This is a genomic window from Nonomuraea sp. NPDC050451, assembly GCF_044458585.1.
The window spans coordinates 45,157-63,574 of record NZ_JBITHZ010000010.1; the positions used below are offsets into that span (position 1 = coordinate 45,157).

An 18,418-nucleotide genomic window follows, 5' to 3' on the forward strand; every position below is an offset into this window, starting at 1 on the left:
TCCTGACCCCCGGTACGGCACAGCCATGTGGTGGCGTCCTCGCCGGCGTCGACCACAGGAGCCTTGGTGCGGACTCAGGGATACGCTGCCGGACGGCGAGACTGTGCCAGGCTTGGGGCGGCCTGTCATGCCATGGTGCCGGACCCTAGGATCCGAGGCGTGGCCAGATACTTCGATCTTCATCCGGACAATCCCCAGCCTCGCCTGATCAGCCAGCTCGCCGAGATCCTGCGGGCGGACGGGCTCATCGCCTACCCCACCGACTCGTGCTATGCCCTGGGATGTCGACCGGGCAACAAGGAGGGCCTCGACCGGATCAGGGAGATCCGCGGCCTTGGCAGCGACCACCACTTCACCCTGGTATGCCGTGACTTCGCCCAATTCGGCCAGTTCGTTCACCTGAGCAATGCGCTGTTCCGCCAGGTCAAGGCGGCGACTCCCGGCGGTTACACGTTCATTCTGCCCGCGACCAAGGAGGTGCCGCGGCGGCTGCTGCATCCCCGGAAGAAGACGGTCGGCGTCCGCATCCCTGATCACGTCGTCACCCAGGCGCTGCTGGCCGAGCTCGGCGAACCGCTGGTGTCCAGCACCCTGCTGCTGCCCGACGAGACCGAACCTTCGACGCAGGGCTGGGAGATCAAGGAGCGGCTCGACCACGTGGTGGACGCGGTCATCGACTCCGGCGAATGCGGCGCCACTCCGACGACCGTCATCGACTTCTCGCAGGAGGAACCCGAGATTCTCCGCCGGGGCACGGGAGACACGTCCCTGTTCGAATAGGCGACCGGCAGCGGTCTTGCCGACCGCGATCTCCCGGCCGAGTCCGACGCCTGAGAGGCCGCCCTTCGGCCGCTGCTGATCCTGCACGGCCGGGCGGATCGGCGCGGGCCGAAGGCCACGTCACCATGTGGACGAGGGCCGGGCCGCGGGGGCTCCTGCCGGACGCGCCGCCGCCCACCTGGGAGACGGTTGAACGGTTCGTCCGCGCGGCCCTCGGGTCCCACACCGCGCGCAACGACGAAGTGGCGGCGGCGTAGGGCACCGCGAGCGGATCGCGGGTTGCGGTGGTTCGGCGGCGTAGGCAAGACTCGGCGGCAGTCGTGAGGTGGGCGGAGGGGACGATGAGCACCGCTGACAAGGGCAACGCCTATCTGGAACGGGTCGTCGCGCAGCAGGCGGTGCTCGAGGACGACCTCAGGGCACGCCGCGCCGCCCCCGGCGAGCCGGCGCCCCCGGCGGGGCCGCTGGTCAAGCGCGAGCGGGCCATCGGCGGGGCGGCGCCCGACAAGGCGGCCCCGGGCCCGGTGGACGTACGGATCACCGGGTTCTGGCGCTGGAAGAACGTGCTCGTCCCGCCCAACGCCTTCGTGGTGCACACCCGGCGTGGCCGCGAGAAGCCCCTGCACGTCGGCCTGGGCGTGTCGTTCCGTTTCAACCCGTCCACCGACTCGTTCCTGGTCGTGCCGGGGGCCACCCAGACCATCCTGATCAACGCCTACTGCGTCTGCCGCGAGCTCCAGGGTGTGCTGGTGCAGGGGTACGTGCAGTGGATCATCCAGACCTTCCCCGTCGCCTACCGCAAACTGGACTTCAGCGATCCGCAGGACCCGATGCGGCTGGTCAACCTCCAGCTACGGGAGCAGGCGGAGGCGGCCATCAAGGACAAGGTCGCGACCATGGGCGTGCGCGACGTGCTCAGCGACAAGCAGCCCATCATCGAGGAGCTGACCGCCCGCCTGCGCGCGGTGGCCGAGGGCGAGGACGACAGCGACCAGGGGCTCGGTCTGCGCATCGTCACCGTCCAGATCAAGGAGGCCGTGGTCAGCTCGTCGCGGCTCTGGGAGAACTTACAGAAGCCCTACCGGGCCGAGCAGGGGCAGCTCGCCCGCCTGGCCGAGCTGCAGTCCGAAGAGGCGATCACCCAGCGCGAGATGGCGGCCGAACGGCTCAAGGAGACCCAGCGCCTGGAGAACGAGCGGGAGCTCGCCGGGCTGCGGGCCCGTAACGAGGCGTGGCAGTTCGACACCGAGGTGGCCGAACGGCTGCGGCGCACCCAGCGCCAGCACGACGACTCCAGGGCGGTGGCGGAGTTGGAGACCCAGACGACCCTGCACGCGCTGCGGATGGAGCGCGAACGCCACACTGAGGAGGCCGAGACCGGCAGGCTCCGGATCGAGCGGGAACAGGAGCTCAAGGGTCTGGAGCTCGCCGGCGAGCTGGAGCTGGCGCGTTCCCGGGCGCTGGCCGACCATGAGCGGGCGCTGCTGGACGTGGAGCGGCTGCGGATGCGGGCCGACATCGACAACCAGCAGTCTCCGGCCAGCCTGCAGGCCAAGCTGATCGGCTTGCTGCCCGAGATCATGGCGAAACTCCCCAAGCCGGAGGAGCTGCGCATGGTGTCGATCAACGGCAGCGACCGGACCACCGTGTCGGGCCTGCTGGCCGAGCTCGCCGCCATGGTCGGAGTGCTGCGTTCCGCTGTCGACCGGGACACCCCGGCTTCCTGATCGGCGAGTTTCCCCGCGGTCCGATGGCGCGGGGTCCTTTCCGCGTGAGGACACGTGCTGACAGACGATCGTGTGGGGCCGCGGCCGGGTTCGGCGTCGGTGCGCTGGCCGCGATCATGGGCGCCGACCTCCGCTTCGTCGCCGTCCTGGGCGCCGGCTCCGTCACCGGTGCTGCTGCCCCGCCAACTCCAAAGCAGGTGTTCATCCTCGATGACGAGGACCGGGCGCTGGTCGGGCAGCGGCGCGGCGAGCACATGAGGCTCGGGTTCGCCTTCCCATCGGTGACGGTGCGCTGGCTCGGGACGTTCCTGGAGGATCCCCTTGACGTGCCGTGGGTGGTGCTGGAGTTCGTGGCTGAGCACGAGAACGTCGTGCCGCTGCCCCAGATCCCGGCCGGCGACCCGCGCGTACTGCTGTGTCGCACACCGATCGCTAGCGGGGCGCCCCGTCGCGCTCGCTTCTTTGGGCGAGGCGCTGGGCTTGCCCACTGTGCACATCGCTTACCCACTCCCAGCCGGGCTTGGCCGATGGGCCGACCCGCGGGTCACTGACAACCTGCTTGTCGCGCAGGGCCTGTACGTACGCCCGATCCTGGTCGATCTGTGCGCGCAGCTGATCAGCTCCGCCGACGGACCCGTGACCCGGGATGAAGACATCGACGTCGCCTGCCACGCCTTCGAGCAGTCGCAGCGCGGCGAGGTAGTCCTCGATCGGGTCAGCGGCGCTCAAATCGAGCATCGGAATCAGGACATCGGAAAGCATGTCGCCGGCGACGAGAACCCTGGGTTCCTCGATCAGCAGCGCCGCATGGCCCCGAGCATGTGCCTGATGCTCGATGATCCGGACTTCAGGGCCATCCCACGGAATCTGCGTAGTTTCGGCAGGCAGACCGGTAATGAGGCCGAACAGGTCCATCGGTATCTCGTCAGCGATTTCCGGCGGTAGCCCCTCGGCGACGCGGGCCTTCCAGTCCGCGTTCGACAGCAGATCTCGCATATCAGCCGCGCAGCGGGCTGTACCGTAACGGGGCGCTTCGCCGAGCTCGGCGTGCCAGAGCACGTGATCCCAATCAGGATGCGTCGAGAAGCCTGCCACAACGGGCTGGCCCAACTTACGAAGGCCGTTCGCGATGGAGACCATTTCGTCGCCCGTTATCCCGGGGTCAATGAGCAACACGCCGGCCCGGCCCTGCACGACAACGGTGTTGTTCTGGAGCAACTCGCTCTCGTGGGCCAGTACACCCTCCGCGACCTGCCTCAGCACGAGCTCGCCTCCTTTGCGTCCCGGACGGCGTAACGATGCATCGTGACGCCCTGCTCGAACGATCGCTGCTCGAGCAGGTCGAGATCGAGCGGCACGTCGTAGTCGTCGAACAGCGGCCTGCCGAAGCCGAGGATTGCCGGGTGGGTCCAGAGCAGCAACTCGTCGAGCAGCCCCGCCCGGAGCAGTTGCGTGGCGAGCGCCGCGCCGCCCACACTGATGCTGCCGTCGGTCCCGGCCCGCAGGGCGGCGAGTTGCTCGATCGCGTCGTCTCCGCCGATGATCCGGGTGTTGTGATCGGCGCTGAGGCGGGTGCGGGAGACAAGCACCTTGGGCTTGGCGGTCCAGATCTCGCCGTATTCACGCAGGACGTCCGGCAGCGACGCGTCCTCGCGCGCCCGTGGCTGGTACTCCTCCATGACCTCGTAGATGACCCGGCCATGGACCATGAGCGCGAGCGCCCGCGTCTGCGCGTTGGCCTCGCGGTGCAGCTCCTCGCTGATGCGCAGCCACTCGCCGGCGCCGTTGTCCCCAGGAACTTGCTCGATCCGCAGGTCGAGGGACACGTTCATCGAATAAATGAAGCGGCCCATCATCTCCTCTTCCCAAGAGTGATTGTATTCTGCAACTACTATAGGTAGGGCGAAATACCTGTCAAGGAGGAATCGTGGAACCACGGTCGGGGTGTCCGATCAACGCCGTCGTCGAGGTGCTCGGAGATCGCTGGTCGTTGCTCGTGCTTCGCGACGTCATCTTCGGCGACCGCCGCTACTTTCGGGCGCTGCTCACCGGGTCGATCGAGGGCATCGCTTCGAACATCCTCGCCGACCGCCTCGTGCGGCTCGTCGATGCGGGGATCCTCACCCGCGGCACCGCCGCGCGGGGGCAGCGCGCTCGCTACAGCCTCACTGAAGCCGGTATCCAGACTCTTCCGATCATCTACGCCCTCGGCAACTGGGGCCTCGACTGGCGCCCGGGCAGCGACGAGTTCCGGAGCCGACAGCGGCTCATGCGCGATGAGGGTCCGGCGTTCATCGAGGAGCTCATGGACGAGCTTCGCGTCCGCCACCTCGGCGCCCCGCCGAAGCCGCACGACGGTCCAGGCCCGTTCGAGCGCCTCGACGCCGCCTACGCCGCGGCCGCCGAGCGAGAACACGTCGATCAACGGTGACGGAACGGCGTCCGCCGGGTTCCTTGACGTGACTGGGCTCGGAGGACGCAGCGGTCCTCCGAGCCCGTCGATCGGGGATCAGCACTCGCCGCGCCAGCGGACCCGCACGATCTCGACGGGATCGTTCGGGGTGTAGACGTAGTACTCGCCGGGGCCGGGATAGTAGTGCACGCACCGCGTGTACGGGCCAGAGCCGTCCTGGGCCCGGTAGAAGGTGACGTCCACGTGGTCGGCCCCGGGATAGGGGTAGCCGTTGTTGAACAGGAAGACGCCGTAGACGCTGCCGGTCCAGTTGCCGGCCGTGGACCAGCCGGTGGGGCTGTCCGGTCCGCCGGAGACGCAGAAGTGGCCGCGCTGGCAGCCCGGCGGCGGGCCCAGGTCGGCCGCGGCCGGCTGGGCGGCGACGGTCAGCGCCGCCGTCGACACCAGTGCCGCCGCCGCTCCGACGCGGGCGATTGTGTTGATCAGGGCCATGGCGAAGCCTCTCAGGGGTTGATCTTCACCCAGAACGGGTCGTTGATGTGCAGGATCCGGTCGTCGAAGAAGAAGGCAATCAGCGAGCCGCCCGCCGAGGTGTTCTGCGACGGAGGCACCCACCGGACGGAGAAGTCCCAGGTGCCGCTGCTGGCGCCCTCGGCAGTCGAGCGGAAGGGGTACTCGTCGCACTGCCAACCCTCCGCCTCCTGCTGCGCCGTCTTGGGCGGCAGGCCGGTCGTCGCGTTGTAGGGGCCGTTGCGGTTGCAGGCGTAGTTCTTCCAGGTCGTGTTCGCCGCGGCGATGGTGCCGCTGCCCTCCACGCGGTGCAGCGAGCCGTACTCGGGGTCGGGGTCGGGCTCCCAGCGGCCCGGGACGACCTTGCGGTGCGACTCGATCGGGTAGGAGGTGTCCGGGCTGAGCTGGGCGTCCTGGATGTGCCGGGCGACGGTCGCGTGCTTGGGGCTGGAGAGGCTGTACTGCAGGTGCGGGATCACGTCGGTGAACACGCAGGCCTGGTCGAACGCCTGCCCGAAGCGCGAGAAGTAGTCGGCGGAGTCGCAGCGGAACGGCCAGTCGTTCGTCTGGCCCGCCGGGATCTCCGGATACTCCAGGGACGTGGCGTCGGTGACCAGGTGCCAGTGAGGCGAGGTGATCTTCTCGCGGGTGGGGTCGCCGGACCGGGCGGGCGAGGTCACGTCCCAGGAGGCCCAGTCGGTGGTGGTGTTCCAGGCCGCCCAGGTCTTCCTGGCCGGCGTCCCCAGGTTGTTGCAGTACGGCGCCGCCTCGGCACACGCGGGATGCACCGCGAAGGGCTGTCCGCTGGGGACGCCGGTGGTCCAGCCGACGTACCGCACGGACCCGGCCACCGGCCGCCAGAACACCCGGATGGCACGCTGGGTGTTGCTGCCCATCGCGGCCATCTCCCACGTGACCTCGACGCTGCCCATGTAGATCACGGTGCCGGACGAGGTGCGCTTGGTGTAGTTGGCCCGGTAGCCGACCGTCTGGCACCACAGCAGCCGGTTGTAGGTCCAGCCCTCCGCTGTCTTGGCCTCTTCCTTGGCCAGGCAGTTACCGGTGTCCGGCTGCGGCGGCGTGGCGGGGAAGGCCATGATCGTGGCCAGCCTGCTCACGCTTTGCTGCGAGCGGCCGTCGGCGGAGACCTTGTCCGCGTCGTAGTAGGCGTGGTTGCCGCGCTCCGCGGCCCGGCGTAAGGCGCGCAGGCGGGCCTCTTCCGGCGCCACAGGCTCCTTCTTGGCGGCCGTGGTGCCCGGCGAGGGCGACGGGGGCTGCGCGTGGGCGGGGGTCACCGCGCCGGCGCACAGCACGAGCGGGATCACGAGGGCCGTCAGGCGGGAGCGCAGGGACATGGCTCACTCACCCGACCCGGAGGGCAGCACGTCCTCTTCCCAGGGACACCAGCTGAGCCCCGGTATCGGCCCGTAGTTCACGCCGCCGGACACGTGCGTGGCGGGGAATCCGCCCCAACCGCCGGCCGCCCAGGCCTCGTCGGCCTCCGTGTAGAGCCAGATGTCGTTGACCCAGTCGCCGACCGGCGGGTTGTCGGGGCCGTGGGACTGGCAGACGAACCAGTTGTCGCCGGCGTACAGCCTGCCGACCGGCTGCCACCGCCCGTCGACGTAGTTGTAGACGTCGCCGGCCCGGTAGTTGTTGCAGTAACGGGTCGCCCACCGCTGTCCCAGCGTGTCTGTGACGGTCGGCCCGGTGCCCCAGCAGCCGTCCGCGGCGGCCTGGGCGGGTAAGGCGGTGAGCACGGTCGCGGCGGCTGCCGCCGCGACCATCACGCAGGAAATACGTCTGACTGCGGACATGACTCTCCCTTGTCATCGGGTGCGGTCGTGAGTGCTGGTATATGGCTCGCGGATTGTTCGGTGTCACGTGGTGGACACCGAACAACAACTGCTGAACAATGAAGCCGGCTTGAGGATCACAACGGGGGTGGAGATGCCTCGCCGCGAACGGCCGCTCGACGCCGGTGACAACACGCTGTTACGGTTCGCGGCCGACCTGCGACGATTACGCGAAAAGGCAGGCAGCCCCTCCTACCGCGAGCTCGCCCAACGCGCGCATTACTCGGCCGGCACCCTTTCGGAGGCCGCCGGAGGGCGGAAGCTGCCCAGCTTGGCGGTGACTCTGGCCTACGTGGAGGCCTGCGGCGCGGACCCGGAGAAATGGCAGGAGCGGTGGATTTCGCTGGCTGCGGAAATCAACCGGCCGGAGCCACGGGAAACATCAGAGGAAAGACCGCCATACATCGGGCTGGCCAGTTTCGGGCCGGGTGACGCCGACCGGTTCTTCGGCCGGGAGCGGCTGCTGGAAAAGCTCCGCGCCGGCCTGAGGGAACATCGTTTTCTGGCGGTGCTCGGCGCGTCAGGATCGGGAAAATCGTCGTTGTTGAGAGCGGGTCTGCTGCCGGCCGCGCAGGCATTGCTGCTGACCCCAGGGCCGCATCCTTTCCGCGAATGCGCGGTGCGGCTCGCGGCCCGGCTCGGCATCCCGGCGGGCGCGCTGCTCGCCGACCTCACCGTCGGCCGCCGCAACCTGGGGCTGGCCATCCGCCAGGTCATGGCCAAGGAAGACCGTACCGGCGACCTCGTGCTCATCGTCGACCAGTTCGAGGAGGTGTTCACGCTCTGCCCCGACCCGGCCGAGCCGGCGGCGTTCATCGACGCGCTGGTGAGCGCGGCCCGCGAGCCCGGCAGCCGCACCCGTGTGGTCCTCGGCGTGCGCACCGACTTCTACACCCACTGCGCGCGCCACCCCGACCTGGCCGAGGTGCTCCAGCGCGCCCAGATCCTGGTCGGCCCCATGACGACCGAGGAGCTGCGCCAGGCCATCACCCGCCCGGCCATCGAGACCGGCCACCGCGTGGAGGGTGCGCTGGTGTCGCGACTCGTCGCGGAGGCCAAGGGGCAGGCCGGGGTGCTCCCGCTGGTCTCGCACGCGCTGCTGGAGACCTGGCGGCGCCGTCGCGGCAACACCCTCACCCTGGCCGGGTACGAGTCCACCGGCGGCATCGAGCACGCCATCGCCCGGACGTCGGAAGCGCTCTACAACAGGCTGAGCGAAGAGCGTCAGGCCGTCGCCCGGCAACTGTTCCTGCGGCTGACCGCCCTCGGCGAGGGCACCGAGGACACCAAGCGCCGCGTCGGCCGCGACGAGCTCGCCGACGACGAGGGACTGCTCGGCGAGCTGGCCGCGGCCCGGCTCGTCACCCTCGACGGCGACAACGTGGAGATCGCCCACGAGGCGCTGATCCGCTCCTGGCCGCGCCTGCGCGACTGGCTCACCGAGGACCGCGACGGGCTGCGCCTGCACCGCCAGATCACCGAGGCGGCCGAGGCGTGGGAGGCCGAAGGGCGCGACGAGGGCGCGCTGTACCGCGGCACCCGCCTCGCCGTCGCCAGGGACTGGGTCGCCGCCAGGAACCCCCTCCTGTCGGCCAGGGAGAAGGAGTTCCTGGAGGCCGGGATCGCCGCGCAGGCGCGGGAGCAGGCCGCCGCCCGCCGCCAGGCGCGCCGCCTGCGGCAGCTCGTCGCGCTGCTCGCCGTCCTGCTCGTCATCGCCACGGCCACCTCCGTGAACGCGGTCGGCAGCGGCCGTATGGCGGCCGGGCAGCGCGACATCGCGCTGTCGCAAAAGGTCGCCGCCGACGCGGTCGAGGTGCGGGCGGCCAACCCCGCCCTGGGCGCGCAGCTCGCGCTGGCCGCCTACCGGCTCTCGCCCACCGCCGACGCCCGCAGCAGCCTGCAGCGCACCTTCGCCACCTCCTACGCCACCCGGCTGACCGGGCACACCGACCGGGTCAACGCGGTCGCCGTCAGCGCCGACGGGAGCCTGCTCGCCACAGCGGGCCGCGACGGCACGGCCCGGCTGTGGCGGATCACCGACAGGCACCGCCCCGAGCCGCTGGCCGTGCTCGCCGGGCACCGCGAGAACGTCAACGCCGCCGCCTTCAGCCCCGACGGCCGTCGCCTGGCCACCGCCGGCTGGGACCACACCGCCCGCCTGTGGGACCTCACCGACCCGCGCCGCCCCCGCCAGCTCGCCGCGCTGCCGCACGGCGACGACGTCAACGCGGTCGCGTTCAGCCCGGACGGCCGCACGCTCGCCTCAGCGAGCACCGACAAGACCGTCCGCCTGTGGAACGTCGCCGGCCAGAACGCCGCCGGCCCCCGCCCGCGGGCCACCCTCACCGGCCACACCGAGGCCGTGGTGTCGGTGGCGTTCAGCCCCGACGGTCGCACGCTGGCGACCGGCGCCTTCGACCGCGCCGCCGCCCTGTGGGACGTCAGCGACCCCGCCCGCCCCGGCCCGCCCCGCCTGCTCACCGGCCACGCCGACGCCGTCGCCTGGGTCGCGTTCAGCCCGGACGGCCGCCTGCTGGCTACCGCGAGCAACGACCGCACCACCCGCCTGTGGGACCTCGCCGACGGCACGAACGTCGTGATCAAGGGCCACCGGGACGTCGTCAGGTCGGTCGCCTTCAGCCCCGACGGCCATCTCCTCGCCACCGCCGGCCTCGACGACACCGTACGGCTCACCGACGTCACCGATCCGAGCCGGCCCCTGTACGTGACCACGTTCACCGGCCACACCGGCAACGCCGTCTCAGTCGCCTTCACCCCCGACGGTCGCACGCTGGCCACCGGCAGCGACGACTACACCGCCCGACTGTGGGACCTGCCGGGCCCGGCGCTCACCGTCCCCACCTCCGCCGTCTACTGGCTCGCCTTCAGCCCCGACCGCCGCACCCTGGCCGCCGTGGGGGAGGACCACGCCGTACGGATGTGGGACGTCGCCGACCCCACCCGCCCTCGCCTGCGGGCGGTCCTGACCGGCCACGGCGACGAGATCTGGGGGACGGCCTTCAGCCCCGACGGTGGCCTGCTGGCGACGGCGAGCAACGACAAGACGGTCCGCCTCTGGGACGTCGCCGGTGGCCGCCCGACGGCCACCCTCACCGGCCACACCGCCAACGTCAACGCGGTCGCCTTCAGCCCGGCGGGGCACCACCTCCTCGCCTCCGCCAGCCTCGACCACACGGTCCGCCTCACCGACGTCAGCGAGCCCCACCACCCCCGCCTCCTCGCGGGCTTCATCGGCGACCTCGGCGGGGTGAACACCGTGGCCTTCAGCCCCGACGGCCGTACGCTGGCCACCGCGGGCTGGGACCGCCTGGCCCGTCTCTGGGACGTCGCCGACCCCCGCCACCCCGCCCCGCTGGCCGCGCTTCCCGGTCACACCGACGGCATCAACTCTCTCGCCTACAGCCCTGACGGCCGCACCCTCGCCACTGCCGGCTACGACGACACGGCCCGACTCTGGGACGTCACCGACCTCCGCCGGCCCGTCCCGCTGGTCACCATCACCAGCCACACCGACAACGTCAACATGGTCGCCTTCAGCCCTGACGGCCGCGCCCTCGCCACGGCCGGCAGCGACGGCGTCACCCGGCTGTGGGACCTCGCCGACCTCCGCCGCCCGCAGGAGCGCTCCTCCCTGCAGGCCCATTCCGACCGCGTGTCGTCGGTCGCGTTCAGCCCGGACGGGCACATCTTGGCCACCGGCGGCTACGACCGCACGGTGCTGCTGTGGGAGACCGACGCTACCCGCCTGGCCGCCCGCGTCTGCCGGACCGCGTACCCGCCGATCACCAGGGCCGAGTGGGGCCAGTTCTTCCCCGGCCTGCCCTACCGCCCGCCCTGCCCATGACCCTGGACGGCAAGATCGTCAAGCGATCGTCGTTGGAGCAGATGCGGCGCGCGATCCCGGTCATCTCCCAGGCCGGGGAGAGGATCGAATATGGTCTCGGCCTGCTCAAGGTCGAGATCCCGGGTTGCGGCACCTTCTGGGGCCACGACGGCACGGTCTGGGGAGCCGAAACCCTGTCCCTGACCCGCACCGACGGCAAGCAGCAGATGTCCGTCGCGATGAACCTCGTACGGTGTAACAAGCCGGACTCCTCGGGTAAGCCGCAGCGCCACCCCATCGACGACGCGCCCTGGCCGGCCGCACTGCACTCGAGCCCCAGGCCAAGAGCCGCCACCAGCACCTGGCGGGCTTCGGCCGCTACGTCCGCCTCGGCGAAGACACCTCCGCCCGCATCACCGCCGAAGCAGACCCCGCCCGGCGCCGCCGAGGCGGCAGCTGACCAGGCCGTCCCGGACCCCGCCATCGTCCGAGACGAGGCCGCTGACCCGCACCTGATCGACCGCCAGGCCGACCTGGGGCGACTTCGCGTCGTCAGCGTCCGAGCCGCGCACCGTCGCCGGCCTCCTCCACCGCAGATGCCTGGAGCGTTCAGCGTCCTTTGCGCATGAAGGCGCGGAGCGACAGCGGGACGAAGATCACCAGCAGCGCGGCCGACCAGAGCAGGACGGCGGTCACCGGATGCGCGAGTGGCCAGGCCACGTTTCCGGACGGGGCGCCCGGATTGCCGAACAGCTCCCGTGAGGCGGCGGTGAGCGCGCTCACCGGGTTCCAGTCGGCCAGGAAGCGCAGCCAGCCCGGCATGCCGTCGGTCGGGACGAACGCGTTCGACAGCATCGTGAACGGCAGGCCCAGCGGCACCATCGCGTCGGCGACCTGGTCGTTCTTCACCGCCAGGCCCACATAGACGCCCACCCAGCTCAGCGCGTACCGCAGCACGATCATCAGCAGGAACGCCTGGGCCGTGGGGATCAGGCCGCGGTGCGGCTGCCAGCCCACCAGCAGGCCCGTGCCCACCATGATGGCCAGCATCAGCAGGCCGGTCAGCAGGTCGGCGCCGGTCTGCCCGAACGGCACCGCCAAGCGCGCCATCGGCATGGAGCGGAACCGGTCCATCACGCCGCGGGAGGCGTCGGTGGCCATCCGCGTCATGACCCCCAACCACGCGGAGAAGGTCACCATCGCGAACAGGCCGGGCATGAGGTACTCGCGGTAGTCGCCGCCGTCCGGCACCTGGATCGCGCTGCCGAAGACGTACCCGAACAGCACCACCATGACGGCCGGGAAGATCAGCGCCGCGACGAGTTCGCCGGGAGCGTGTCGCAGCCGTCCCAGCTCGCGGCCGACCAGGGTCAGCCCGTCGGTGAACGTCCAGCGCAGGCGGTGGGCCGGCGGCGGGGTGAGGGCGGTCATCGTACGGACTCCTTCCGGTCGGTGAGGCGCAGGAACACCTCGTCGAGGGTGGGGCGGCGCAGCCGCACGTCGGCCGCGGCGACCCCGGCGCGGTCGAGCTCGCGCACGATGTCGGCGAGCCGGAAGCTGCCGCCCGGCAGGGCGACGCTGAGCCGGTCGGCGCCGGTCATCGTGGGATCGGTCCCGGCCAGGGCTTTCAGCACGTTCGCCGCAGGACGCAGGGCGGCGGGGTCTTCGAGGACGACGTCGAGGCGGTCGCCGATCGTGGCCTTCAGCTCGTCGGGCGTGCCCGTGGCGATCACCTGTCCGTGGTCGACGACGGCGATGTCGTCGGCCAGCTGGTCGGCCTCGTCCAGGTACTGCGTGGTGAGCAGCACCGTGGTGCCGTCCGCCACGAGCTCGCGGACGTTGTCCCAGATCTCGCCGCGGCTGCGCGGGTCCAGGCCGGTGGTCGGCTCGTCCAGGAAGAGCACCTCGGGGCGCAGGATGAGGCTGGTGATCAGGTCGAGGCGGCGCCGCATGCCGCCGGAGTAGCCGGTGACCTGCCGATCGGCGGCGTCCATCAGACCGAAGCGTTCGAGCAGCTCGTCGGCCCGCCGGTGCGCCTCGCGCCGGGACAGGTGGGAGAGGCGCCCGAACATGCGCAGGTTGCCACGGCCGGTGAGCTTCTCGTCCACGGCGGCGTACTGGCCCGCGAGCCCGATCCTGGCGCGCACCTTGCCGGCCTCGCGGACGACGTCGTATCCGGCGATGCGGGCGTGCCCGGCATCGGGATCGGACAAGGTCGCCAGGATGCGCACCGCGGTCGTCTTCCCGGCGCCGTTGGGCCCCAGCACGCCGCAGACCGTTCCTCTCGGAACGCTCAGGTCCAGCCCCCGCAGGGCATGGGTGTCGCCGAAGGACTTGTGCAGCCCTTCGGCGACCACGATCGGATCAGGCATGACCCCTCCACTGGGTACGTTGTACGCGGTTACGGCGGTCACGCTAAACCACTGGGTACTATGTACGCAACAAGGAGGGTGGCACGGTGACCGACGCCGAGTACGTGAACATCTGGATGCGGCCCGAGCGCCCAGCCCGCGGGCCGAAGCCGGTCTACAGCCGCGCGCAGATCACCGATGCGGCCGTCCGGATCGCCGACGCCGAGGGGCTGGAGGCCGCCACCATGCGGCGGATCGCCGCCGAGATCGGCGCCGGCGCGATGTCCCTCTACCGGTACGTCCCGAGCCGCGACGACCTGGTCGAGCTCATGGCCGACCGGCTGATGGGCGAGATCGACGTCACGGGCATGCCCTCGGGCGACTGGCGCGCCGACCTGACCCGCTACGCCGACGGGCTGCGGGCCATGTGGCTGAGGCACCCGTGGATCGCCGCCGTGCAGCGGTCACTGCCCAGCTTCGGCCCCAACCAGCTGCTCTTGATCGAACGGCTGATGGGGGTGCTCGACGCCTTCGTCTCCATCGACGAGAACCTCGGCCTCATGGCCATGCTGAACAGCTACATCGAGGGCACCGTCCGCGAGGAGATCAGCTCGGCCAGGGAAGTCCGCCGCAGCGGGCTCAGCGAGTCGGAGTGGATGGCGCGAAGCGGCCCGTACGTCGACCGACTGGTGAAGAGCGGGGAGTACCCGATCTTCACCAAGATCGTGATGGAGGCGCGCCAGCCGCACCTGAGCCGCGACGAGCAGTTCCGGCACGGGCTCCAGCGCGTCCTCGACTGCATCGCCGCGGCCCTCCCATCAACGGCCGAGTCTCCGATGTCTGCGCACCAAGAGGGGTAGGAGAACAAGGCAGGCTCGTAGCCGACCCTCCGAGAGGGCCTCAAGAGCGAAATAGACGCACGAGCCATGCCTCAATGCCCACCGAAAAGGCGCAGCAGCCGGACTGGCGGAGTGCATGTGGCCGATCTGGGCGCCGCCATCTGCTACTACTACCGGAGCCGTACGGGTATCGGCGACCGAGCCGAAGCCGGACGCCGATACCCGCTGCCCCGGCCGGTGACTACGTCCTGTAGCGGTACAGGATCCGGCCGCGGGTCAGGTCGTACGGGCTGAGCTCCACGAGCACCCGGTCATACGGCAAGATCTTGATGTAGTTCTTCCGTATCTTCCCGCTGATGTGCGCCAGTACCTTGTGCCCGTTCTCGAGCTCCACCCTGAAGGTGGCGTTACGCAAGCACTCGATGACCGTGCCCTCTATCTCGATACCGCCTGGTGATCTTGCCATCGTTCTCTCACCTCTTCACTACGAATGCCGTTGACGCGAGCCGCGGTGCGACCTCAGCGGAGCACCAACTCCAGGTTGCTGCTCGTACGGCGGGCCCCGACGCTCTCGAACAGCGCCATGGCCGCCCGGTTGGACTCGTTCACTTCGGCCGAGGCCACTTCGGTGCCGCTGTGGTGCAGGGCACCCAGTACGTGGGCGAGCAGCGCCCGGGCGATGCCGCGGCGCTGCCGGCCGGACCGGACCGCGATCAGCCCGATCCGCGGCTGCCTGGTCACCGCTGCCAGCCGGACCAGGCCCACGTACTGATCGGGCCGTGCGGCCACCGCGTACTTCGACGGATCCAGCACGATCGGGCCGGGCACCACCTCGGCGGGCATCTCCTGCCAGCCCACGGCGGCCTCGACCTCGTCGCGAATCGCGCGGTCCAACGCACGCAGAGGGGCCTCTTCCACCTTGCCCGCGGCCACGATCGTCACGCCCTCCGGTGGTGGCACCGAACCGAGACCCGTGATCCGCGGGTCGGTGGGCACGAGGTACTCCCACTCGCGGCGTCGGATCGCGAACCCGGCACGCTCCCACCGCGACGTCAGGTCGAGGTCGGCCTCGTCGGCCACCGTGTGGAGCGGCCTCGGCAGATCCGCCAGCATGGCGTCGGCGAGCCGGTCGAAGACCTCGCCGTCCCACGCGTCGACGCTGAGGAACATCCGTCCGTCGGGCCTGCGTGACGTGTCGCCGCGGCCGACCACCCGGTCGCCCTCGACGGCATGCCATTGCCACTCCGCAACCCGGCTGATCGCTACGGCATGCTCGCCGGTGCCTGACGGGAAATGAGCAGAATTCATAGGTTGTCGCCTTTCGGGATCGCCTTGTCGAGGCGCTCCCGGCGACCCCTATGTCAGTCGCCCGACCGTGACGACGAGGGGAGCACCCACATCGATACAGCGTTCATGGGGCTCACCTCCTCGTGCAGTGTCACGGTTCGCAGGACGCTATCAACGCGCGCATCGTCCCGTCCAACCATTTTCCCGGGCCGCCCGACGGGAGCGGCCCTCGGGTCGCGGGTGGCAACCGGTCAGGTTTCAAGAAGCCGCTGCCCAGCTGACCAGCCCCTGGAGCCCTGGCGATGGCCCCCTTGACGCGCCCGCCCTGGCGTTGGAACCCCGATGCGCCCGACCTCTGGGACCTACACGCGGTGGAGGACGTCACCCACCGCGGCCAGCGACAGCGTCTTGTAGCCGACCGAGTCGAACAGCACGGTGATCCGGTCATGCTCGCGGCTCATGACCGTCCCCGCCCCCCACATCTTGTGCGTCACCCTCGCCTGCACAGGGAGCTCCCCGCCGTCGGAGGCGGGTGCCGGTTGGGGTGCCGGGCTGTTCTCGCAGGTGTCGCAGGTGCCGCAGGTTCCGGCGTACGGCTCGCCGAAGTAGTGGAGCAGGAACCGGCGGCGGCAACTCCTGGTCTCCGCGTAGCCGCGCATCATGTCGATCCGCGAGTCGTCCACGCGTCGTCGCGCCTCGTCCAGCTCGGACGCCCGCGCGGCGGCCTGCTCCGGCGTCAGCGTGCGGGAGGCGTACCGCAGGTCGCCGGTGTGGGTCACGGTGAGCGCGCCCGCGCGTTCCAGCAGGTTGACGAGCCTGGCGAGGTTGGACGTGCTCACCTTGAGCAGCGCGGCCAGTTCGCCCGCGGGCACCGTGCCGGCGTGCTCGCGAACCAGTGTCGCCACGCGCAGCAGCGCCTCGGCGTCGGCTCGCGCGCTGGTGAAGAACCGGCGCAGGCCCAGATCCTCCTGCCGGTAGAACAGCACCGCCGAGGCCGGAGCGCCGTCCCGTCCCGCCCTGCCGATCTCCTGGTAGTACGCGTCGGGCGACTCCGGCGGCTCGGCGTGCAGCACGTAGCGCACGTCGGGCCGGTCGATGCCCATGCCGAACGCCGACGTCGCCACGACGGTGTCCACCTCGCCCCTGGTGAACAGCTCGTGCACGCGGGTGCGTTCGCTGGCCCGCATGCCGCCGTGGTACGGCTCGGCCCGGCGTCCCTTCCGGGTCAGCGCGGCCGCGTACTGCTCGGTCTCCTTGCGGGTGGCGACGTACACCAGGCCGAGACCGTCGAGGGAGGCGGCGTGCTCGACCAGCGCCCGCTTCTTGTCCTGGGCGGAGACGAAGCGGCGGACCTCCAGCGAGATGTTCGGGCGGTCGAATCCCCTGATGATCTCCACTGGGTCGGTCAGTCCCAGCGAGCGGATGATCTCCTCGCGGACGTTCGGGGCGGCGGTGGCGGTCATCGCCACCACCGGCGGATGCCCCAGGCGCTCGATGACCTTCCCGAGCCGCAGGTAGTCGGGCCGGAAGTCGTGGCCCCAGGACGAGACGCAATGGGCCTCGTCGATGACGATCAGCGAGGGCCCGGCCTGCGCGAGGCGTTCGACGACGTCGGCCTTGGCGAGCTGTTCCGGGGACAGGAACACGAACGCCGCGTCCCCGGCCGTCACCTTCTCCAGCCCGGCCGATACGGAGGAGGTCGAGTTCACCGCCACGGCGCCGCCCGCGTCGGCCTTGAGCAGGTTGGTCACCTGGTCGCGTTGGAGCGCGATCAGCGGCGAGACGACGATCGCGGGGCCGTCGAGCAGCAGCGTGGGCACCTGGTAGACCGCTGACTTGCCGCCGCCGGTCGGCATGACGAGCAGCACGTCGCGGCCCTTGAGTAAGTGCTCCATCGCCTCCTGCTGGCCCGGGCGCAGCTCTGTCCAGCCGAAGCGTTGCGAGGCCGTGGCCCGCAGCTTGCGCCCCCGCCGCCCGAACCGGCTCTTCAACCTCATCCACAAGCCCATGCCACCCAACCCTCCACTCGGTGGCGGTCATTACCCGCGCCGGCGGGCCGCATGCCTGCGACCGATCGGGCAGCAGCTTACGGCAGCCCGCCCGCCCTGAACGGTGGCCTGTTCGGCCTGCGTACCAGCTGCGCTCCAGGCGCCGACACGGGACTTCACCCCTTGTTACAAACTCCAGGCAGACTTTGACAGGCAGTTTTACGCAATATCACGAAGACGCATCCCAGGCAGTCGATCACCATAGGGGAGGCAGTCAGAACCCCCTTTCTCCCGGGAGGCGCAGAAATGTCCACACGTCTTCGCACACTCGTTTTATCCGTCGCTCTCGCGCTGTCGGTCGTCCTTATGGGCAACCCGGCCTCCGCCGCTCCGGAAAAGCCGTCCGTTCCCCTCAAGGGCGGCGCCACCCAGTCGTTCACGATGACCCTCACGAGAAAGGCTGACACCCCGAAGGGCGTCAACGCGCCGGCGGACGTCATTTACTGCGGCGGTTATCTCAGCATCCCGTACGTCAACAGCCTGTACAACGACGTACGTACCGAGATCGAGGTGCAGTGCACCGCCGTCGTCGACTCGATCGACCTGTACCTCAACCTCTACAAGGACGGGTCCACGACCACGACCACCAAGCGCTACAACCCGGCCAACTACGGGATCCATCACTCCAGTGCGCCGTGCCAGGGCACCACGAACACGTACTTCGCCGGCGGCACCGCCGTGTTCACCAAGGCCGGCTACGCCGGGTCCCCGCTGGTCATGAACGGCACCACCCCCCAAGTCACCCTCGCCTGCTGAAAGGATC

General features: G+C 70.3%; 18 protein-coding genes. 8 read left to right on the top strand and 10 right to left on the bottom strand.

Translation table 11 applies throughout. The annotated features are described in order from the left end of the window. The first annotated feature begins 159 nt into the window (after positions 1–159). From ACIBI9_RS28855 to ACIBI9_RS28865, 3 genes are all read left to right on the top strand, one after another. Positions 160–780 (top strand): L-threonylcarbamoyladenylate synthase, encoded by a 621-nt coding sequence (locus ACIBI9_RS28855; RefSeq protein ID WP_397226158.1) that lies wholly within the window; start codon positions 160–162, stop codon positions 778–780. Positions 781–1,121: 341 nt separating this feature from the next. Then, a complete protein-coding gene (locus tag ACIBI9_RS28860) occupies positions 1,122–2,507 on the top strand; it encodes an SPFH domain-containing protein (RefSeq protein WP_397226160.1) in 1,386 nt (461 codons plus the stop codon). A 116-nt stretch (positions 2,508–2,623) separates the two neighbouring features. Next, complete coding sequence (locus ACIBI9_RS28865; protein WP_397226162.1) at positions 2,624–3,058, top strand: DUF4158 domain-containing protein; 435 nt, start codon at positions 2,624–2,626, stop codon at positions 3,056–3,058. Here the strand turns inward: ACIBI9_RS28865 and ACIBI9_RS28870 are convergent. Then, positions 2,940–3,770: an MBL fold metallo-hydrolase gene (locus ACIBI9_RS28870; protein WP_397226164.1), complete on the bottom strand. Its 831-nt coding sequence runs from the start codon at positions 3,768–3,770 to the stop codon at positions 2,940–2,942. The genes ACIBI9_RS28865 and ACIBI9_RS28870 overlap by 119 nt on opposite strands. Further along, positions 3,764–4,339, bottom strand: a complete 576-nt coding sequence (locus ACIBI9_RS28875) for a dihydrofolate reductase family protein (RefSeq protein WP_397226166.1) — start codon at positions 4,337–4,339, stop codon at positions 3,764–3,766. The genes ACIBI9_RS28870 and ACIBI9_RS28875 overlap by 7 nt, the downstream gene beginning before the upstream one ends. 95 nt (positions 4,340–4,434) lie before the next feature. On the opposite strand from ACIBI9_RS28875, the gene ACIBI9_RS28880 reads away from it, so the two are divergent. Continuing rightward, positions 4,435–4,938, top strand: coding sequence for a winged helix-turn-helix transcriptional regulator (locus ACIBI9_RS28880; protein WP_397226168.1), 504 nt, complete (start codon positions 4,435–4,437; stop codon positions 4,936–4,938). Positions 4,939–5,016: 78 nt separating this feature from the next. Here ACIBI9_RS28880 and ACIBI9_RS28885 read toward each other — a convergent pair whose 3' ends face one another. From ACIBI9_RS28885 to ACIBI9_RS28895, 3 genes are read right to left on the bottom strand one after another with little or no spacing between them, the layout of a single operon-like run. Next, positions 5,017–5,412 carry a hypothetical protein gene (locus ACIBI9_RS28885; protein WP_397226170.1) on the bottom strand — a complete coding sequence of 132 codons (396 nt, stop codon included), beginning with the start codon at positions 5,410–5,412 and terminating at the stop codon, positions 5,017–5,019. Positions 5,413–5,423: 11 nt separating this feature from the next. Continuing rightward, the gene (locus ACIBI9_RS28890) at positions 5,424–6,785 is read right to left on the bottom strand and encodes a NucA/NucB deoxyribonuclease domain-containing protein (RefSeq protein ID WP_397226172.1); all 1,362 of its coding nucleotides are present in this window, start codon (positions 6,783–6,785) and stop codon (positions 5,424–5,426) included. Between the two features lie 3 nt (positions 6,786–6,788). Beyond that, the gene (locus ACIBI9_RS28895) at positions 6,789–7,247 is read right to left on the bottom strand and encodes a hypothetical protein (protein WP_397226174.1); all 459 of its coding nucleotides are present in this window, start codon (positions 7,245–7,247) and stop codon (positions 6,789–6,791) included. Positions 7,248–7,356: 109 nt separating this feature from the next. On the opposite strand from ACIBI9_RS28895, the gene ACIBI9_RS28900 reads away from it, so the two are divergent. Together ACIBI9_RS28900 and ACIBI9_RS28905 are read left to right on the top strand one after the other, a co-directional pair. After that, complete coding sequence (locus ACIBI9_RS28900; RefSeq protein ID WP_397226176.1) at positions 7,357–11,151, top strand: helix-turn-helix domain-containing protein; 3,795 nt, start codon at positions 7,357–7,359, stop codon at positions 11,149–11,151. Further along, a complete protein-coding gene (locus ACIBI9_RS28905; protein ID WP_397226178.1) occupies positions 11,148–11,759 on the top strand; it encodes a hypothetical protein in 612 nt (203 codons plus the stop codon). Before ACIBI9_RS28900 ends, ACIBI9_RS28905 begins: the two co-directional genes overlap by 4 nt. On the opposite strand, the gene ACIBI9_RS28910 is transcribed toward ACIBI9_RS28905, so the two are convergent. Both ACIBI9_RS28910 and ACIBI9_RS28915 read right to left on the bottom strand, forming a co-directional pair. Beyond that, on the bottom strand, positions 11,740–12,561 hold the full coding sequence (locus ACIBI9_RS28910) for an ABC transporter permease (protein ID WP_397226180.1): 822 nt from the start codon (positions 12,559–12,561) through the stop codon (positions 11,740–11,742). The genes ACIBI9_RS28905 and ACIBI9_RS28910 overlap by 20 nt on opposite strands. Then, complete coding sequence (locus ACIBI9_RS28915; RefSeq protein ID WP_397226182.1) at positions 12,558–13,502, bottom strand: ATP-binding cassette domain-containing protein; 945 nt, start codon at positions 13,500–13,502, stop codon at positions 12,558–12,560. The genes ACIBI9_RS28910 and ACIBI9_RS28915 overlap by 4 nt, the downstream gene beginning before the upstream one ends. 86 nt (positions 13,503–13,588) lie before the next feature. Here ACIBI9_RS28915 and ACIBI9_RS28920 point away from each other — a divergent pair, with 86 nt between their 5' ends. Next, complete coding sequence (locus tag ACIBI9_RS28920; RefSeq protein WP_397226184.1) at positions 13,589–14,341, top strand: TetR/AcrR family transcriptional regulator; 753 nt, start codon at positions 13,589–13,591, stop codon at positions 14,339–14,341. A 220-nt stretch (positions 14,342–14,561) separates the two neighbouring features. Here the strand turns inward: ACIBI9_RS28920 and infA are convergent, their stop codons facing one another. The 3 genes from infA to ACIBI9_RS28935 all read right to left on the bottom strand — a co-directional run bounded on the left by infA (position 14,562) and on the right by ACIBI9_RS28935 (position 17,604). After that, on the bottom strand, positions 14,562–14,786 hold the full coding sequence (infA, locus tag ACIBI9_RS28925) for a translation initiation factor IF-1 (protein ID WP_397226186.1): 225 nt from the start codon (positions 14,784–14,786) through the stop codon (positions 14,562–14,564). Positions 14,787–14,839: 53 nt separating this feature from the next. Further along, complete coding sequence (locus ACIBI9_RS28930; protein WP_397226188.1) at positions 14,840–15,628, bottom strand: GNAT family N-acetyltransferase; 789 nt, start codon at positions 15,626–15,628, stop codon at positions 14,840–14,842. Positions 15,629–15,969: 341 nt separating this feature from the next. Then, complete coding sequence (locus ACIBI9_RS28935) at positions 15,970–17,604, bottom strand: RecQ family ATP-dependent DNA helicase (RefSeq protein ID WP_397226190.1); 1,635 nt, start codon at positions 17,602–17,604, stop codon at positions 15,970–15,972. 297 nt (positions 17,605–17,901) lie between these two features. On the opposite strand from ACIBI9_RS28935, the gene ACIBI9_RS28940 reads away from it, so the two are divergent. Further along, positions 17,902–18,411: a hypothetical protein gene (locus ACIBI9_RS28940; RefSeq protein ID WP_397226192.1), complete on the top strand. Its 510-nt coding sequence runs from the start codon at positions 17,902–17,904 to the stop codon at positions 18,409–18,411. The last annotated feature ends 7 nt before the right edge of the window (positions 18,412–18,418 follow it).

Excerpts from the sequence above, each read along its gene's own strand:
- ACIBI9_RS28865 (WP_397226162.1), top strand. The coding sequence starts at position 2,624 with ATGGGCGCCGACCTCCGCTTCGTCGCCGTCCTGGGCGCCGGCTCCGTC.
- ACIBI9_RS28910 (WP_397226180.1), bottom strand. The coding sequence starts at position 12,561 with ATGACCGCCCTCACCCCGCCGCCGGCCCACCGCCTGCGCTGGACGTTC.
- infA (WP_397226186.1), bottom strand. The coding sequence starts at position 14,786 with ATGGCAAGATCACCAGGCGGTATCGAGATAGAGGGCACGGTCATCGAG.
- ACIBI9_RS28935 (WP_397226190.1), bottom strand. The coding sequence starts at position 17,604 with ATGAGGTTGAAGAGCCGGTTCGGGCGGCGGGGGCGCAAGCTGCGGGCC.
- ACIBI9_RS28915 (WP_397226182.1), bottom strand. The coding sequence starts at position 13,502 with ATGCCTGATCCGATCGTGGTCGCCGAAGGGCTGCACAAGTCCTTCGGC.
- ACIBI9_RS28890 (WP_397226172.1), bottom strand. The coding sequence starts at position 6,785 with ATGTCCCTGCGCTCCCGCCTGACGGCCCTCGTGATCCCGCTCGTGCTG.
- ACIBI9_RS28885 (WP_397226170.1), bottom strand. The coding sequence starts at position 5,412 with ATGGCCCTGATCAACACAATCGCCCGCGTCGGAGCGGCGGCGGCACTG.
- ACIBI9_RS28875 (WP_397226166.1), bottom strand. The coding sequence starts at position 4,339 with ATGAACGTGTCCCTCGACCTGCGGATCGAGCAAGTTCCTGGGGACAAC.
- ACIBI9_RS28860 (WP_397226160.1), top strand. The coding sequence starts at position 1,122 with ATGAGCACCGCTGACAAGGGCAACGCCTATCTGGAACGGGTCGTCGCG.
- ACIBI9_RS28940 (WP_397226192.1), top strand. The coding sequence starts at position 17,902 with ATGTCCACACGTCTTCGCACACTCGTTTTATCCGTCGCTCTCGCGCTG.
- ACIBI9_RS28930 (WP_397226188.1), bottom strand. The coding sequence starts at position 15,628 with ATGAATTCTGCTCATTTCCCGTCAGGCACCGGCGAGCATGCCGTAGCG.
- ACIBI9_RS28895 (WP_397226174.1), bottom strand. The coding sequence starts at position 7,247 with ATGTCCGCAGTCAGACGTATTTCCTGCGTGATGGTCGCGGCGGCAGCC.
- ACIBI9_RS28905 (WP_397226178.1), top strand. The coding sequence starts at position 11,148 with ATGACCCTGGACGGCAAGATCGTCAAGCGATCGTCGTTGGAGCAGATG.